The organism is Pseudomonas sp. GW460-LB5, from assembly GCF_059423245.1.
Window position 1 is genome coordinate 1 of record NZ_JBWKXT010000052.1, and the last position, 13702, is coordinate 13702.

At 61.9% G+C, this 13702-nt stretch carries 14 protein-coding genes and 1 tRNA gene; 7 read left to right on the forward strand and 8 right to left on the reverse strand.

Translation table 11 applies throughout. From position 1 onward, the window contains the following. The coding region (locus AC07XM_RS24410) for a TonB-dependent siderophore receptor (protein ID WP_102690347.1) at window positions 1–2120 on the forward strand (2120 nt) is incomplete at its 5' end. A 185-nt stretch (window positions 2121–2305) separates the two neighbouring features. Here the strand turns inward: AC07XM_RS24410 and AC07XM_RS24415 are convergent. Then, a tRNA-Ser gene (locus tag AC07XM_RS24415) sits at window positions 2306–2395 on the reverse strand. Window positions 2396–2593: 198 nt separating this feature from the next. Between AC07XM_RS24415 and AC07XM_RS24420 the strand changes: the two genes are divergently transcribed. From AC07XM_RS24420 to AC07XM_RS24430, 3 genes are all read left to right on the forward strand, one after another. Further along, the gene (locus AC07XM_RS24420) at window positions 2594–3283 is read left to right on the forward strand and encodes a crotonase/enoyl-CoA hydratase family protein (RefSeq protein ID WP_016485430.1); all 690 of its coding nucleotides are present in this window, start codon (window positions 2594–2596) and stop codon (window positions 3281–3283) included. 183 nt (window positions 3284–3466) lie between these two features. Beyond that, window positions 3467–4180 (forward strand): lysophospholipid acyltransferase family protein, encoded by a 714-nt coding sequence (locus tag AC07XM_RS24425; protein ID WP_016485429.1) that lies wholly within the window; start codon window positions 3467–3469, stop codon window positions 4178–4180. A 69-nt stretch (window positions 4181–4249) separates the two neighbouring features. Beyond that, the gene (locus tag AC07XM_RS24430) at window positions 4250–5221 is read left to right on the forward strand and encodes a magnesium and cobalt transport protein CorA (protein WP_024717731.1); all 972 of its coding nucleotides are present in this window, start codon (window positions 4250–4252) and stop codon (window positions 5219–5221) included. 31 nt (window positions 5222–5252) lie between these two features. On the opposite strand, the gene AC07XM_RS24435 is transcribed toward AC07XM_RS24430, so the two are convergent. Beyond that, entirely contained in the window at window positions 5253–5984 is a 732-nt protein-coding gene (locus tag AC07XM_RS24435; protein ID WP_102667991.1) for an amidotransferase, read from the reverse strand. Window positions 5985–6512: 528 nt separating this feature from the next. Here AC07XM_RS24435 and AC07XM_RS24440 point away from each other — a divergent pair. Further along, window positions 6513–7313: a cytochrome c gene (locus tag AC07XM_RS24440; protein ID WP_102689859.1), complete on the forward strand. Its 801-nt coding sequence runs from the start codon at window positions 6513–6515 to the stop codon at window positions 7311–7313. A gap of 45 nt (window positions 7314–7358) precedes the next feature. On the opposite strand, the gene AC07XM_RS24445 is transcribed toward AC07XM_RS24440, so the two are convergent. The 4 genes from AC07XM_RS24445 to AC07XM_RS24460 all read right to left on the reverse strand — a co-directional run bounded on the left by AC07XM_RS24445 (window position 7359) and on the right by AC07XM_RS24460 (window position 10800). Further along, window positions 7359–7691, reverse strand: a complete 333-nt coding sequence (locus AC07XM_RS24445; protein WP_016485425.1) for a ribonuclease E inhibitor RraB — start codon at window positions 7689–7691, stop codon at window positions 7359–7361. Between the two features lie 179 nt (window positions 7692–7870). Continuing rightward, window positions 7871–8107: a hypothetical protein gene (locus tag AC07XM_RS24450; RefSeq protein WP_016485424.1), complete on the reverse strand. Its 237-nt coding sequence runs from the start codon at window positions 8105–8107 to the stop codon at window positions 7871–7873. A 203-nt stretch (window positions 8108–8310) separates the two neighbouring features. Next, a complete protein-coding gene (locus AC07XM_RS24455; RefSeq protein ID WP_016485423.1) occupies window positions 8311–10368 on the reverse strand; it encodes an LTA synthase family protein in 2058 nt (685 codons plus the stop codon). 240 nt (window positions 10369–10608) lie between these two features. Beyond that, window positions 10609–10800, reverse strand: a complete 192-nt coding sequence (locus AC07XM_RS24460) for a PLDc N-terminal domain-containing protein (protein ID WP_016485422.1) — start codon at window positions 10798–10800, stop codon at window positions 10609–10611. Between the two features lie 126 nt (window positions 10801–10926). On the opposite strand from AC07XM_RS24460, the gene AC07XM_RS24465 reads away from it, so the two are divergent. Continuing rightward, window positions 10927–11865, forward strand: coding sequence for a ZIP family metal transporter (locus AC07XM_RS24465; protein ID WP_016485421.1), 939 nt, complete (start codon window positions 10927–10929; stop codon window positions 11863–11865). A gap of 63 nt (window positions 11866–11928) precedes the next feature. Here the strand turns inward: AC07XM_RS24465 and AC07XM_RS24470 are convergent, their stop codons facing one another. After that, window positions 11929–12459 (reverse strand): hypothetical protein, encoded by a 531-nt coding sequence (locus tag AC07XM_RS24470; protein ID WP_016485420.1) that lies wholly within the window; start codon window positions 12457–12459, stop codon window positions 11929–11931. Window positions 12460–12519: 60 nt separating this feature from the next. Further along, window positions 12520–13044 (reverse strand): ankyrin repeat domain-containing protein, encoded by a 525-nt coding sequence (locus AC07XM_RS24475; protein WP_016485419.1) that lies wholly within the window; start codon window positions 13042–13044, stop codon window positions 12520–12522. A gap of 264 nt (window positions 13045–13308) precedes the next feature. Here AC07XM_RS24475 and AC07XM_RS24480 point away from each other — a divergent pair, with 264 nt between their 5' ends. Next, a complete protein-coding gene (locus tag AC07XM_RS24480) occupies window positions 13309–13581 on the forward strand; it encodes a DUF3509 domain-containing protein (RefSeq protein ID WP_016485418.1) in 273 nt (90 codons plus the stop codon). Window positions 13582–13702: the final 121 nt, after the last annotated feature.

The following is a 13702-nucleotide window of genomic DNA, read 5'->3' on the forward strand; positions in this document are numbered from 1 at the left end:
ACCCCCGCCTGCCCCTGAGCCTGCTCAGCCTGGGCCTGGCCCTGCATTGCCCCCATGTGCTCGCCGAAAACAGCGTGGTGCTGGCCCCGCTGCAGGTGTCCGACACCTACGGCGACGACGGCTATCGGGCACACCAGGCCGCAGTGGGCGGCTTCCAGCCCGCGCCCTTGCTTGATACCCCTGCCGCCATCAGCGTTTTCAGCCAGCAACTGCTTGAAGACCGGCAGGTGCGCCAGCTAAGCGAAGTGCTGCAAAGCGACGCCTCGGTTGGCGAAAGCTATGCCCCCATCGGCTACTACGAAAACTTCAACGTGAGGGGCTTCGAGCTTAACGCCGCCAGCAGCTACCGTATCAACGGCCAGACCATTGCCGGCGAGCAGAACGTGGCCCTGGAAAACAAACAGCAAGTCGAGTTGCTAAAGGGCCTGTCCGGGCTGCAAAGCGGCGTTTCAGAGCCGGGTGGCCTGGTCAACTACGTGACCAAGCGCGCCGAGGATGTGCGTAGCGTCACGCTGTCGACCAACACACAGGGCGAACGCTACCTGGCCACCGACCTGGGTGGCTGGTTCGGCAGCGAAAAACAGTTCGGCCTGCGTGCCAACCTGGCCCATGAGGACATCCGCTCGTATGTCGACCATGCGGATGGCAAGCGTGACTTCGCCTCGCTGGCCTTCGACTGGCAGATCAACCCGGATGCCACCCTGCAACTGGATGCCGAATACCAGCACCGCGAACAGCGCTCGGTGCCGGGTTACCAACTGCTGGGCGGCACCGCAGTGCCTCATGGCATCGACCCGGACGATCGTTTGGCGTACCAGCACTGGGCCAAACCCGTGCAGAACGACTCGCTGAACCTGGGCGGGCGCTTCGAGTACCGCTTCAACGAGGCCTGGACCGGCACCTTGAGTGCCTCGCGCAGCAAGGTGGTGATCGACGATTACAGCGCGTTTGCCTGGGGTTCGAGCGAAGGCGCGTTCTTTGCCAGCAATGGCGACTACGACATCTACGACTTCCGCAGCCCCGACGACACCCGCCGCACCGATGAAGCACAGGCCATGCTCAACGGGCACTTCGATGCGCTGGGCGTAGGGCATGAACTGACCGTGGGCACCAGCGCGCAGCGGCGCACGCTGGATCAACGGCCGTACTACAACGAGTGGCTGGGTACCGGCAACATCTACACCGGCGCCCCTGCCTTCGACCCGTCCGACAAAGCTGTCGGCGCCAGCGAACGCCGCCTGGACAGCCGTCAGTACGGCCTGTTCGTCAGCGACCGCATCAGCTTCAACGAACAGTGGCAGACCGTGCTGGGCGCCCGTGAAGTGCGCCTGGATGAAAAGACCTGGGACGAGAACGGTGTTGCCGGGCGCCATACCCGCCAATATGAGTTGCTGCCCAATGCTGCACTTATCTACAAGCCGCAGCCAGATACCACGGTATACGCCAGCTACGCCAAGGGCCTGTCTGCCGGCGGCACGGCACCCTGGTTTGCCAGCAACGCTGCCGAAATCGTCGCCCCCACAACCTCACACCAACTGGAACTGGGCCTCAAGCACGACTGGCAAGGCCTGAGCCTCAGCGCCGCGCTGTTCCAGATCCGCCAGGCCTACCAGTACGCACGCCCGGACGGTGCTGGCAACTTCACCTACGTGCAGCAAGGCCAGCAGAAAAACACCGGCCTGGAGCTGGGTGCCAGCGGCTGGGTAACCCGCAACTTGCAGGTACAGGCCAGCGCCGCAGCCATTCGTGCGCGGGTGAAAAACAGCGGTACCGATGCCTATGAAGGCCATCAGGCAATCAATGTGCCCAGGTTCCGGGCAGCACTGCACGCGCAATACACGCTGCCGGTACCGGGGCTGGCCCTGTTGGGCGGGGCGCGCTACAGCGCCAGCAAGTATGCGAGCCAGGCGGGCAATGTGGAGGTTGGCGGGTACACCGTGTTCGATGTAGGGAGCCGGTATCGTACGCGCATTGGCGGGTATGACACGGTGCTGCGCCTGACCGTGGATAACGTGTTCGACAAACGCTATTGGCGCGATGTGGGGGACTATCTGGGGGATAACTACCTGTTCCAGGGGGCGCCACGTACCGCTCGGCTTTCGGCTTCGGTCAGCTTTTAAGATCTTGGGGCCGCTTTGCGGCCCATCGCGACGCAAGGCCGCTCCCACAGGGGACCGCGTGAATCTCAGGTGAACGCGGTCCCCTGTGGGAGCGGCCTTGCGTCGCGATGGGCTGCAAAGCAGCCCCAAAGGCCCAAATACAAAAAGCCCCCGTGCTTTTCAGCGCGGGGGCTCTTCGTAGAATGTGGCGGTGAAGAAGGGATTTGAACCCTTGATACGATTTCTCGTATACACACTTTCCAGGCGTGCTCCTTCGACCACTCGGACACTTCACCGTTTCTCTTCAAGCCTTGCGGCCCGTCGAGGTGCGCTAATTTAGTGAAAGACATTCCCTTTGGCAAGCACTTTTTTCAAATTTTTCATGTATTTGCATTTGGCACGCGGTGAACGCTGACCGACCAGTCAGCCTTGCTGCTTTACCTGGCCTCTGGCGCTGGGTAACGTCGTCGCCACGCCAACAAAAGGACTCTGCCATGAGCGAGCTGATTACCTACCACGCCGAAGACGGCATCGCCACCCTGACCCTGAACAACGGCAAGGTCAACGCCATCTCGCCGGACGTCATCACCGCCTTCAACGCCGCGCTCGACCGCGCGATCGAAGCGCGCGCAGTGGTGATCATCACCGGGCAGCCAGGCATCCTGTCGGGTGGTTACGACCTCAAGGTGATGACCAGCGGCCCGCAAGAGGCAATCAGCCTCGTCACCGCCGGCTCTACCCTCGCCCGCCGCCTGCTGTCGCACCCGTTCCCGGTGGTGGTCGCCTGCCCGGGCAATGCCGTGGCCAAGGGCGCTTTCCTGCTGCTGTCGGCCGATTACCGCATTGGCGTCGAAGGCCCGTACAAGGTGTGCCTGAACGAAGTGCAGATCGGCATGACCATGCACCATGCCGGTATCGAACTGGCCCGCGACCGCCTGCGCCGCTCAGCCTTCCACCGCTCGGTGATCAATGCCGAGGTATTCGACCCACACGCGGCGGTCGATGCCGGCTTCCTCGACAAAGTGGTGCCGGCCGAGCAGTTGCAGGAAGCGGCACTGGCGGCGGCGCGTGAATTGAAGAAGCTGAACATGCTGGCGCACAAGAACACCAAGCTGAAAGTGCGTAAAGGCCTGCTGGAGGCCCTGGACAAGGCGATCGAGCTGGACCAGCAGCATATGGGCTAGGCCCACCGGCCTCTGTGGGAGCGGGCTTGCCCCGCGAAGCAGGCAACGCGTTGCACGGCACCGGCTCCGCCGGTGTTCGCGGGGCAAGCCTGCTGCCACCGTCAGCAAGGCGCAGCAACAAGGTTTGCCCGAACCAGTGCACATCCGTACACTCCCCGGCGACTGTCTGGTGTGAGTCGTACCATGCTTTATTCCTTGCGCATGCTTCTGCTGGCGCTGCATTTCCTTGTGGTTGGCGTCGTGGGCCTGGTCATCGGCCTGTGCCGCCCCTTCAACCCCGACAACAGCCGCATATTCGCCCACCTCTACAGCCGCCCGGCCACCAGACTGCTGCGCATCAAGGTCAAGGCCGAGGTCGGCCCGCTATGGGATCAGCCCCCCGGTTGCGTGATCATCGCCAACCACCAATCCAACTTCGACCTGTTCGTGCTCGGCCAGGTCGTGCCACGACGCACCGTTGCCATCGGCAAGAAAAGCCTGGGCTGGGTTCCGTTGTTCGGCCAGCTGTTCTGGCTGGGCGGCAACGTGCTGATCGACCGCAAGAACAGCTACCAGGCACGCAAGGCCCTGCAGAAAACCACCCGCGTGCTGCAGGACGATACCTCGATCTGGGTGTTCCCCGAAGGCACACGCAACCCTGGTGAACACTTGCTGGCATTCAAGAAAGGCGCTTTTCACATGGCCATCGAGGCCGGCGTGCCGATTGTGCCGGTATGCGTCAGCCGCTATGCCAAACGCATGGGCCTGAACAGCTGGCGCCAGCGCACGGTAGTCGTCCGTTCGCTGCCGCCCATTACAACCGCCGGCATGACCCAACGGGACATCCCGGCGCTGATCGAGCAGTGCCGGGTGCAGATGCAGCAATGCATCGACCGCATGGAACACGAGCTGGCCTGAAGCCGGTTGCTCTTGGGCCGGGTACGGCCCAAGCTGTACCCCGTGTTCAACCGGAATAAGCAGGCAACCATGGGTCGAGTCGTGGCATCGGCGGTGTACAGCGCCGGCAGAAAGGTCACCAACATCAGCATCGACGAAGGCAGCGAGTGGGCGCGCAAGCCGGGGCACTTTGTGTGGATTGGCCTGGAAGAGCCCAACGCCGAGGAACTGGCCAACCTGCAATGCCAGTTCAACCTGCACGAGCTGGCCATCGAAGACGCCCTGGAAAAGCACAGCCGGCCCAAACTGGAAACCTTCGGCGACGCGCTGTTCATCGTCACCTACTCGCCAGTGCGCCATGAAGGCAAGCTGGAGTTCATCGAAACGCATATCTTTGCCGGCAACGGCTACATCATCACGTGCCGCAATGGCCACTCCAAATCCTATGCCCTGGTGCGCCAGCGCTGCGAGGCGCGGCCGCTGCTGCTGGAGCACGGTGAAGATTTTGTGCTGTACGCCCTGCTCGACTTCGTCACCGAGAACTACCAGCCGGTCAGCGAGGCCATTCATGGTGAAATCGAGGAGTTGGAGCAAAGCGTGCTCGGCGGTTCGTTGCAGGAGGATGACATCCGCCGCCTGCACAGCCTGCGCCGCGACATCCTGCGCCTGCGCCGCTATGTGGCGCCGATGGTGGAAGTGAGCGAGGAGTTGCAGCGCCTGAGCTTCCCGTTTATCGACAAGAACATGCGCCCGTATTTTCGTGACGTGCAGATTCACGTGACCCGGCAGATGGAAGACCTGGCCGGCATCCGCGACATCGCCAGCCAGACCATCGAGATCGGCATGCTGCTGGAGTCGTCACGGCAGAGCATCGTGCAACGCAAGTTCGCGGCCTGGGCGGCGATTCTGGCGTTCCCTACAGCGATTGCGGGGATTTACGGGATGAACTTCCAGAACATGCCGGAGCTGGGGTGGCACTATGGATACTTCGGGGTACTGGGGGTGATCGTGCTGGGATGTACGGGGTTGTTTGCCAGCTTCAAAAAGTCTGGCTGGCTCTGAGATTGCCGGGGCCGCTTTGCGGCCCACGCCACTAGGCCGCGTTATGCTTGCTCACCGGCTGCTGGATAAAGCGCATCATCCACTCCCCCACCAGGTCGCCCTGGTGCTCGGTGGCCAGGCTGGCCACCGCCTTGTGGTACACCTCATCCCCCAGGTATTCCTGGCGGGCATCCAGCAGCGCGCGTGAATAGTCGTGCACGAACTCCGGGTGGCCCTGGAAGCACAGCACCTGGTCGCGGATATGGTACGCCGCATTCGGGCAGAAATCGCTTGAAGCAATCACCGTGGCGCCTTCCGGCAGTTCGGTCACCTGGTCCTGGTGGCTGATCAGCAAGGTCAGCTCCGACACCTCCGGGTCCATCCATGGCGCATGGGCCGCCAGCGAGTAGCGATGGATGCCCACGCCCCAGCCCTTTTCCGCCCGCTCGGCCTTGCCACCCAAGGTCAGCGCCAGCAACTGATGGCCAAAACACACCCCCAGCAGCTTCTCGCCACGCTCGTAAAGCTTCAGCAAGTAGGCCTTGAGCGTCTGGATCCAGGCATCTGTACCGAACGAATCGGCCTTGCTGCCCGTCACAAGGTAGGCATCGAACACTTCATTCTCGGCGGGATAGTCGCCGTGCATCACGTTGTAGACACGAAATTCGGCGGCAATCGGCTGACGCGAGAAAAGCTGCTCGAACATCCTGCCATAGCCCTGGTACTGCGCCGTCAACTCCGGTCGCAGGACATCGGTTTCAAGGATGCAGATGCGTAACGACATAGGGGTAGTCCTGAACGACATGGGTGGGAATCTGCTGTAGAGACTGACGCGAAAGACACGTACAAGCAAGTAGGCTGCACTGACGAACGGTCACATTTCGTCGGTACCCGCTTTGTGCTTGCGCCCCTGTCTAGTCAGAGCATGCCAGCCAGATGGCACATGGCCTCATAGCTAACTGAAATCAATGAACCACACAATTAGAACAAAGGGTTCTCAAACATGCATCACACACACCCTACTGTTGGATGTATATCCACTTTCAAGAGGCATGCAGTTCAGGCGCCAAGCGTCGCCACTGTGATCGACCCGAAGCGCGACAAGGAAGCCAACGGGTATTCAGGAATAACAACAAGAAGGCGGTCCGCCATGTTCAGACAATCAAAAATTCGCCAAGCTGGGCTCATTCTCTTTGCCACGACATTGCTGTTGATATTGCCGAACCTGACACGTTTGTTCGGCTGACCCTGGCGGTGGCGCCAACGGGCAGTGCACAGGTAACCTGCCGGCCTTGATGGTCGGAGATTACCCATGCGCCACTGCCTTGCACTGTTTGCGTTGTTCCTGAGCCTGCCGCTGTCGGCGGCGCAACTGCACCTTGAGCTGGGCGCCAGCGCGCGCCAGTGGAGCAGCGCCGAACTGCTCGGCCACCCGCAGGCCCGGGATATCAGCGTCGATCAGGATGTGTCATACAAACGCCCCATGCACTATCGGGCGGTGCCATTGGCCACGCTGCTGGAAGGCGTAAGCCCCGCGGATCACCTGCAGGCCGTGGCACGGGATGGCTTTGCCGCCGAAATGCCCGCCGCACCGCTGCTACAGCAAGGGCCGGCACGGGCCTGGTTGGCCATAGAGGACCCCGACAAACCGTGGCCGGCATTGGGCAAGGGCAAACCCAGCGCGGGGCCGTTCTACCTGGTGTGGACTCAGCCGCAAGCGAGCGGCATTCGCCCGGAGCAGTGGCCGTTCCAGATTTCCACCCTTCGTAAACTGGACGCTGTCGAGACGCGCTTCCCGGCCTTGCTGCCCGATCCGAAGTTGCCAGCCGATAGCCCGGTGCGCCAGGGCTTTGCCTTGTTTCAGCAGAACTGCATGGCGTGCCACCGCCTTAACGGTGCGGGGGATGCGCAAATGGGGCCGGATTTGAACATGCCGCACAACCCGACCGAGTATTTCCAGCCGGGTTATCTGCGCCAATTGATTCGCAACCCGCAAAGCCTAAGGCAGTGGCCGCAGGCAAAGATGCCGGGGTTTGCTGAAAACGTGCTGAGTGAACAAGACCTGGATGCGTTGCTGGCTTATCTGGGGCATATGGCTGGGCGCAAGCCTTGAGGGCTTCTTCGCGGCTTCACCCGCGAAGAAGGCAACGGAAAACCTTCAGGCAGTCTGCCGTTCGTGCTTGACTCCCCACCCTTCCACCTCCCCCCCATAAGGTGTCACCAACTGCTCGAACGCCTCTTCAAAGTCGCCAATCCCGCCATAGGTCGCATACATGACCTTGCTCAGTTCCAGGTGCCAGGCACCGTCGCCCAGCTCTTTCACCTGGGCATTGAGCGATTCGCCACGAAACTGCCCGGCGGCGCGGCGGGCACCTGCTTCATCGGGGAATACGGCATAGAACTCGATGGGGTGAATCTGGGTGAAGTCGAAACCGCCTGCCTTCATCTGGCGCAGGACGTTGCTGCTGATATCGTCGTTCTGGCTGCTCATGAATCGTCCTCCTGAATAACGCAATGGATAGACTTTCCGTGCACTACGCACCTGCCGGCAATCAATGGCCGAGCAGTTCGAGCTGATGCAAGACGCGAATTGAAACGGCGCCTACCCGCAGAATGGCAGGCACCTTTCATCATCGTAGCGCTTGAACAGGCACCACGCAAACGTGTGGGTCAGGGCGCTTCGTGAATACTGGTGATGGTCACCCCGCTATGCTCCTTGAGCCAGCGGGCGGTCGGGGAAATGGTGCGGTCCTGGAAGTCGTTGAGGTCCAGCTCGTCCATCACCGGGAACAGCTGCGAACGGATGGCCCGCGCGGCTTCCTCCTCGCTGGGACGGTGCTCGGTCCGCAGCATCAGGGTGGACGGTTCGCCTTTTTGATCGGCAAAGATGACTTCCCACTCTTTCATTGAACAAGTCCTCCCAATCCAGATACACCACGGTGTGATGCCTGATCAACTGACCTTGGGGCCGGGAGAATGTTCAGTCTGTGAGGGCCTCTTCGTGGGGCAAGCCCGCTCCCATAGAGATATCAACGGCGGGATTGCGATGATATCCCTGTGGGAGCGGGCTTGCCCCGCGAAAGGGCCGCAAAGCGGCCCCTTTTGCAGCCTTACTTCGGCGTGCCGTGCACGACACCGGCGGTGTTATCCAGCAGGCTCTTGGTCGCCGTCTGGATATACGCTTCCAGCTTTTTCAGCATTTCTGGCTGGTCCGGGCTTTCAATCAGTTCGGCCTTGAACTCGCTGCCCAACTGATAGCGGTACATGCGCGGGGTCATGTCCTTGGACTCGATCAGGATGCGGTCGCCTTGCACCAGGCCGACGATCTGCTCGCTGCCCGACGGCTTGATCATGCCCACGCCCTGGTCACCCTCAGGCAGGTTGAGCAGATCACGCCCCCAGCACTGGTGGCGGGCCTTGCCACCCAGGCGGCCCATGATGGTCGGCACGATGTCGACCTGGGTGCCCACGGTGTGGTTCACCGCACCAAACTTCTCCTGAATGCCCGGGGCAATCAGCAGCAGCGGCACGTTGAAACGGCCCAGGTCCAGTTCGGTGACTTGCTGGTGGTTGCCAAAGCCATGGTCGCCGACGATGACGAACAGGGTTTCCTTGAAGTATGGCTCTTTACGCGCCTTCTCGAAGAACTGGCCCAGCGCCCAGTCCGAATAGCGCATGGCAGTGAGGTGCTCGTCCAGGCGGCCTTGCCCGGTGACCTTCTCGACCGGCAGGTCTTTGGGCAGCGCGTATGGGGTGTGGTTGGAAAGCGTCTGCAGCAGCGCGTAGATCGGTTTCTTGCCGTCGTGCTTGGCCAGCTCCTCGTTGCCGCGGTCGAACATGTCCTGGTCGGACACGCCCCAGGTCGGGTCGGAGAACACCGGGTTGACGAAGTCGTTACGGCCAATGAAGGTGGTCATGCCCTGGTTGCCGAAGAACCCGGACTGGTTGTCCCAGGCAAAATCGCCGTTGTAGACGTACACGTCGTCGTAATCACGGGCGCTCAGCAGTGCCGGCAGGCCCGACAGCTTGTGGCCGCCTTCCGGGGTCTGCATCAGGTATTCGAAGCCTGGCAGGTTGGGGAAGCAGGCCATGGTGGCGAACATACCTTGATGGGTATGGGTGCCGTTGGAGAAGAAGCGGTCGAATAGCAGGCCTTCTTTGGCCAGCTTGTCGAAGTACGGGGTAATGTTGTTGGGGCTGCCCAGTGCGCCTACCGAGTGGCCGGCGAAGCTTTCCATCAGGATCACCACCACGTTCTTGATCGGCAGGGTGCGCTCGGCCGGCGGCACGAAGTCGCGGCGGATGGCAGCCTCGTCGGCATCGACCAGGGTGTCGTGTGCCGTCAGCAGTTGCTCGCGCACGCTTTGCGTGGCCACGTTCTGCTCCAGTACCGGCTTCCAGATGTTGGCGCGGTCTTCGCCGAAGCGGCTCTTGGCAGCGTCGATCAGGGTCAGGGTGCCGTTCAGGCCTAACTGGTTGACGAAGTTGGAGTCAGTGGTAAACGCATCACCCCAGCGCATTGGCGGGCCTTGGCGCAGGGTGCCACGGGCAGCGACCACGGCCACCAGCAGAATCACCATGAACACCGCCAGGCGGTTGTACCATGGGGCAACCCGGTGCAGGCCTTCGCCACGGGTCGCGCGGTCGATGCCCTTGAACAGCAGGCTCAGCAGCCAGGTACCGAAGGCCCAGGCCAGCAGGTAGCGCACCACCGGGAAACCGTACCAGAGCATGCTCATGACGGTTTTCGGGTCTTCCTTGATGTACTGGAACACCAGGCCGTTAAGGCGCTGGTGGAACTCGCGGTAGAAGTCCATCTCCATCAGGCCGAGGAACATTACCACGCTCGAGGCAAGGGTCAGCCAGAAGCGGAACACCCCACGCCGGGCCATTGCCCAAGGGCTTAGGATGGCCAGCAGCAGCGGGATGCTGAGGTACACCACCACGCGCAGGTCGAAGCGCAAGCCGTTGAGGAAGCCTTCGGCAACGGTGGAATACGGGGTATCACCGATCATGTCGCTGTTGTAGACCAGCAGCGCCAGGCGCACCAGGCTGAGCATCAGCATGATCACCAGCCCGCTGAGCAGCGTGTAGGCCAGGTGGGATTTCAGGGTCGGCGAAAACGACGTTCGCGCGCCCTGTTGCTTCAAGGCGTCCGTGTTAGCCATGAATGGGGAGGTCCTAGGATTGCGGTTTGCGAAGAGGCGATGGCGCTAGACCAACGCAGCATTGTGCGGGTGCGGATTCTGTTTAAACCAATGTGAAAATTTTGTCACTGGGATGTTGCGGCTTTTGTCTGTGCCGGCCTCTTCGCGGGCTTGCCCGCTCCCACAGGAGCCCCACAACTCTTGAGAGCGGCGCAGTACCTGTGGGAGCGGGCGAGCCCGCGAAAAGGCCGGCACAGGCGTTCAGATGCGCACGTTCCCCCGCGGCCCGGCAATTGCCCAGATCACCAGCCCTACCACCGGCAACAGTGCGATCAGCAAGATCCACAACACTTTGACACCCACCTCGCTGCCACTCTTGATGACATTGAGGATGGCCCAGATATCCAGCGCCAGAATGATCAGCCCGACGAGGCTGTTGAAGGTAGACCCCATGCCTAAACTCCTGTCCAGAGGCTTTGCTGCACAGCATAGCCAGCTATCGCACCAATAGAAGGGAATCCTTGGCCGTTGGCACAGGTCCCTGAGTAGACTGACTGCAATAACTGATTCGAGGTTCGCATGCCCCCCGCACACAGCCAAAGCGCCGCCCCACTTTCACTGCTGCACGCCTGGCGTCAGCAGGTGGCCCACACCCCTTGGCTCAGCGCCGGCCTGGGGCTGAGCCTGCTGGCAGTGATCGCACTGCTGGTGGCCAGCTTCTGGAACGCGGTGAACGGCGACCATGCCGATAACCTGCACCTGGCCGTGCTAGGCGGGTTGTCCGGCTTTGGCGCCACCGCGTTGGGTGCAGTGCTGGCGGTAGTGCTGCGCGATGTCAGCGCCCGCACCCAGGACGTGATGCTTGGCTTTGCCGCCGGCATGATGCTGGCGGCCAGTTCGTTTTCACTGATTCTGCCGGGCCTGGACGCCGCCCGCGAGATCACCGGCAACGGCCCGGCTGCGGCCTTTACCGTAGTGCTGGGCATGGCGCTGGGCGTATTGCTGATGCTGGGCCTGGACCGGTTCACCCCGCACGAGCACGAAAGCACCGGCCCATGCGGCCCCGAGGCCGAGCGTATCAGCCGGGTATGGCTGTTCGTGCTGGCGATCACATTGCACAACCTGCCCGAAGGCATGGCGATTGGCGTGAGCTTCGCCAATGGCGACATGAACATCGGCCTGCCGCTGACCAGCGCCATCGCCATCCAGGACATCCCTGAGGGGCTGGCCGTGGCGCTGGCCCTGCGCGCTACCGGGCTTTCGAACATGAAAGCCGCGCTGGTGGCGATAGGGTCTGGGCTGATGGAGCCGCTGGGGGCGGTGATCGGGCTGGGGATTTCGACCGGCTTTGCCCTCGCCTACCCGATCAGCATGGGGCTGGCGGCGGGGGCGATGATCTTTGTGGTGAGCCACGAGGTCATCCCCGAAACCCACCGCAATGGGCACCAGACGGCGGCAACCCTTGGGTTGATGGGTGGCTTCGGCGTGATGATGTTTCTGGATACCGCGCTGGGCTGAGGTTTTGCGGTTGCCTGTGCCGGCCTCTTCGCGGGCTTGCCCGCGAAGAGGCAAACGACGAAATCAGATGTGCACGGCGACTTTCAGGGCTTCCAGGGCCGGCTCGACCTTGATGCCCAGCGCTGCACCCAGTTCCAGCACGCGCGCCAGGTCGTTCTGCCCCACCATCACCACCTGCAGCTCGTCATCCAGCAACTGGCTGAAGTTCAGCAACACATAACCACCGGCTTCTTTGTTCAGTGCGCCCATCTGCACCTGAATGCGGTTGAGCGCGGTCAGTGGCTCGGTGCGGGCCAGTTGCTTGGGCTTGAGGGTGAACGGCACGCTGCTGTCGAACGAGTCGCTGATCTGCTGGAACAGGTCCTGATAGCTGTCAGCCTGGAACACTACGGTGTCCGGCAAGCTGCCCAGCACCACCCATTCGCCCAGCGGGATGGGGAAGCTGTCGTCGTAGTTGATGTCGGGGTTGGCGGCCAGGAAAGCGGCCGGGTCGGCGTAGGCCTGGGCGGCCTCGTCGGCGATGCGCTCGATGTCGGCCTCACGCATGCAGCCGGCGCCAATGAGGCTGATGAATTCGAGCAACTGAGTTTTCATGAAAGGGGGCCTGCGACGGGTGAAAAGTCGCCAAGGATAGCCGCAAATGCCCCCGGGCGGTTAGCCGGCCAGCGTTTGCAAGCGTGCGGCTGTGTCCACCGCGCCCATGGTTTGCGCGGCCATCAGCGCGGTGGCGCCGCGGGCATCCTGGCGAGTCGGGTCGGCGCCTTGGGCCAACAGGTACTCGAGGATTTCGCTGCGGTTGAACATGGCCGCCAGCATTAATGCGGTGCGGCCGTCCTGCGCCGCGGCATCGACTGGCACGCCGTGCTCCAGCAGCAGGCGGATCATCGCCAAATCCCCCTTGAACGCGGCACCGGCAATCGGCAACTGGCCGTTGTCGTTGGCAATCAGCGGGTCGGCGCCCTGCGCCAGGAGCACGCGCACCGCGTCGTGGTGGCCGTGGTAGCTGGCCAGCATCAGCAGGGTATCGCCTTTGTGGTTACGCAGGTTGGCCGGCAGGCCGCTGGCAAGCAGGCGACCAAGCATTTCAGCATCCCCCTGGCGGGCACGTTCGAACACTTGCTCGGCGAACGCAGCAGTTTCGTCGTCGGTCATTGTGGCTGGCGCGGTGTGGCTGGACATCGGGAACCTCCTGGCATAAATGATTGCCCAAGTGTTTGTCAGGCACGCCATTGTGGTCAAAGGTTCAGATTCTATAGGGCCAATAGCTAAAGCCGGACCCGTGCAAAATGCACTGTGCAAAATGCACGACCATGCAACCTGCACGGCACCGCTTCTTCAAATACCTATTAATTGACTGTTTTTACTGGGTTTTTTCTGAAATCAAGTTCTGGCACGGTCGCTGCAATCATCAACTCATGTCTGCCACACTAGCCAGGAGTTGATATGGACCTCATCCAGCAAAAGTTCGTCTCGGTATTTTCGGCCTATCAGGTGACCACCCAGGCACGCCCTGATGGCGGCGTACTGTTGACCCTGCGTGCCGCTGACAACAAAGTCACCCGCCGGGTGCTGACCTATGCGCAGCTGCACAACGCAGAGCAACTGTCCTGGGCGATCAGCGCCATCCGCCGTGACCTGGCTGAACAGGCCAGCGAGTTGCCAGTGATTACCATGCTGCAGAGCCAGCAACGGTTTGCCCTGCCGACCTATCGCTGAGCTTGGTGGTGTTGCTAGTGGCCCCATCGCCGGCAAGCCAGCCCCCACATTGACCACGTCGGCCTCAAGGCCTGCGCATAACCTGTGGGAGCTGGCTTGCCGGCGATAGGGCCTACCCAGC

What these genes read in the sequence shown, in the direction of transcription:
- AC07XM_RS24475 (WP_016485419.1), bottom strand. Translation starts at nt 13,044, where the DNA reads ATGTCCAGCCACACCGCGCCAGCCACAATGACCGACGACGAAACTGCT.
- AC07XM_RS24440 (WP_102689859.1), top strand. Translation starts at nt 6,513, where the DNA reads ATGCGCCACTGCCTTGCACTGTTTGCGTTGTTCCTGAGCCTGCCGCTG.
- AC07XM_RS24465 (WP_016485421.1), top strand. Translation starts at nt 10,927, where the DNA reads ATGCCCCCCGCACACAGCCAAAGCGCCGCCCCACTTTCACTGCTGCAC.
- AC07XM_RS24455 (WP_016485423.1), bottom strand. Translation starts at nt 10,368, where the DNA reads ATGGCTAACACGGACGCCTTGAAGCAACAGGGCGCGCGAACGTCGTTT.
- AC07XM_RS24480 (WP_016485418.1), top strand. Translation starts at nt 13,309, where the DNA reads ATGGACCTCATCCAGCAAAAGTTCGTCTCGGTATTTTCGGCCTATCAG.
- AC07XM_RS24470 (WP_016485420.1), bottom strand. Translation starts at nt 12,459, where the DNA reads ATGAAAACTCAGTTGCTCGAATTCATCAGCCTCATTGGCGCCGGCTGC.
- AC07XM_RS24445 (WP_016485425.1), bottom strand. Translation starts at nt 7,691, where the DNA reads ATGAGCAGCCAGAACGACGATATCAGCAGCAACGTCCTGCGCCAGATG.
- AC07XM_RS24450 (WP_016485424.1), bottom strand. Translation starts at nt 8,107, where the DNA reads ATGAAAGAGTGGGAAGTCATCTTTGCCGATCAAAAAGGCGAACCGTCC.
- AC07XM_RS24435 (WP_102667991.1), bottom strand. Translation starts at nt 5,984, where the DNA reads ATGTCGTTACGCATCTGCATCCTTGAAACCGATGTCCTGCGACCGGAG.
- AC07XM_RS24460 (WP_016485422.1), bottom strand. Translation starts at nt 10,800, where the DNA reads ATGGGGTCTACCTTCAACAGCCTCGTCGGGCTGATCATTCTGGCGCTG.
- AC07XM_RS24420 (WP_016485430.1), top strand. Translation starts at nt 2,594, where the DNA reads ATGAGCGAGCTGATTACCTACCACGCCGAAGACGGCATCGCCACCCTG.
- AC07XM_RS24430 (WP_024717731.1), top strand. Translation starts at nt 4,250, where the DNA reads ATGGGTCGAGTCGTGGCATCGGCGGTGTACAGCGCCGGCAGAAAGGTC.
- AC07XM_RS24425 (WP_016485429.1), top strand. Translation starts at nt 3,467, where the DNA reads ATGCTTTATTCCTTGCGCATGCTTCTGCTGGCGCTGCATTTCCTTGTG.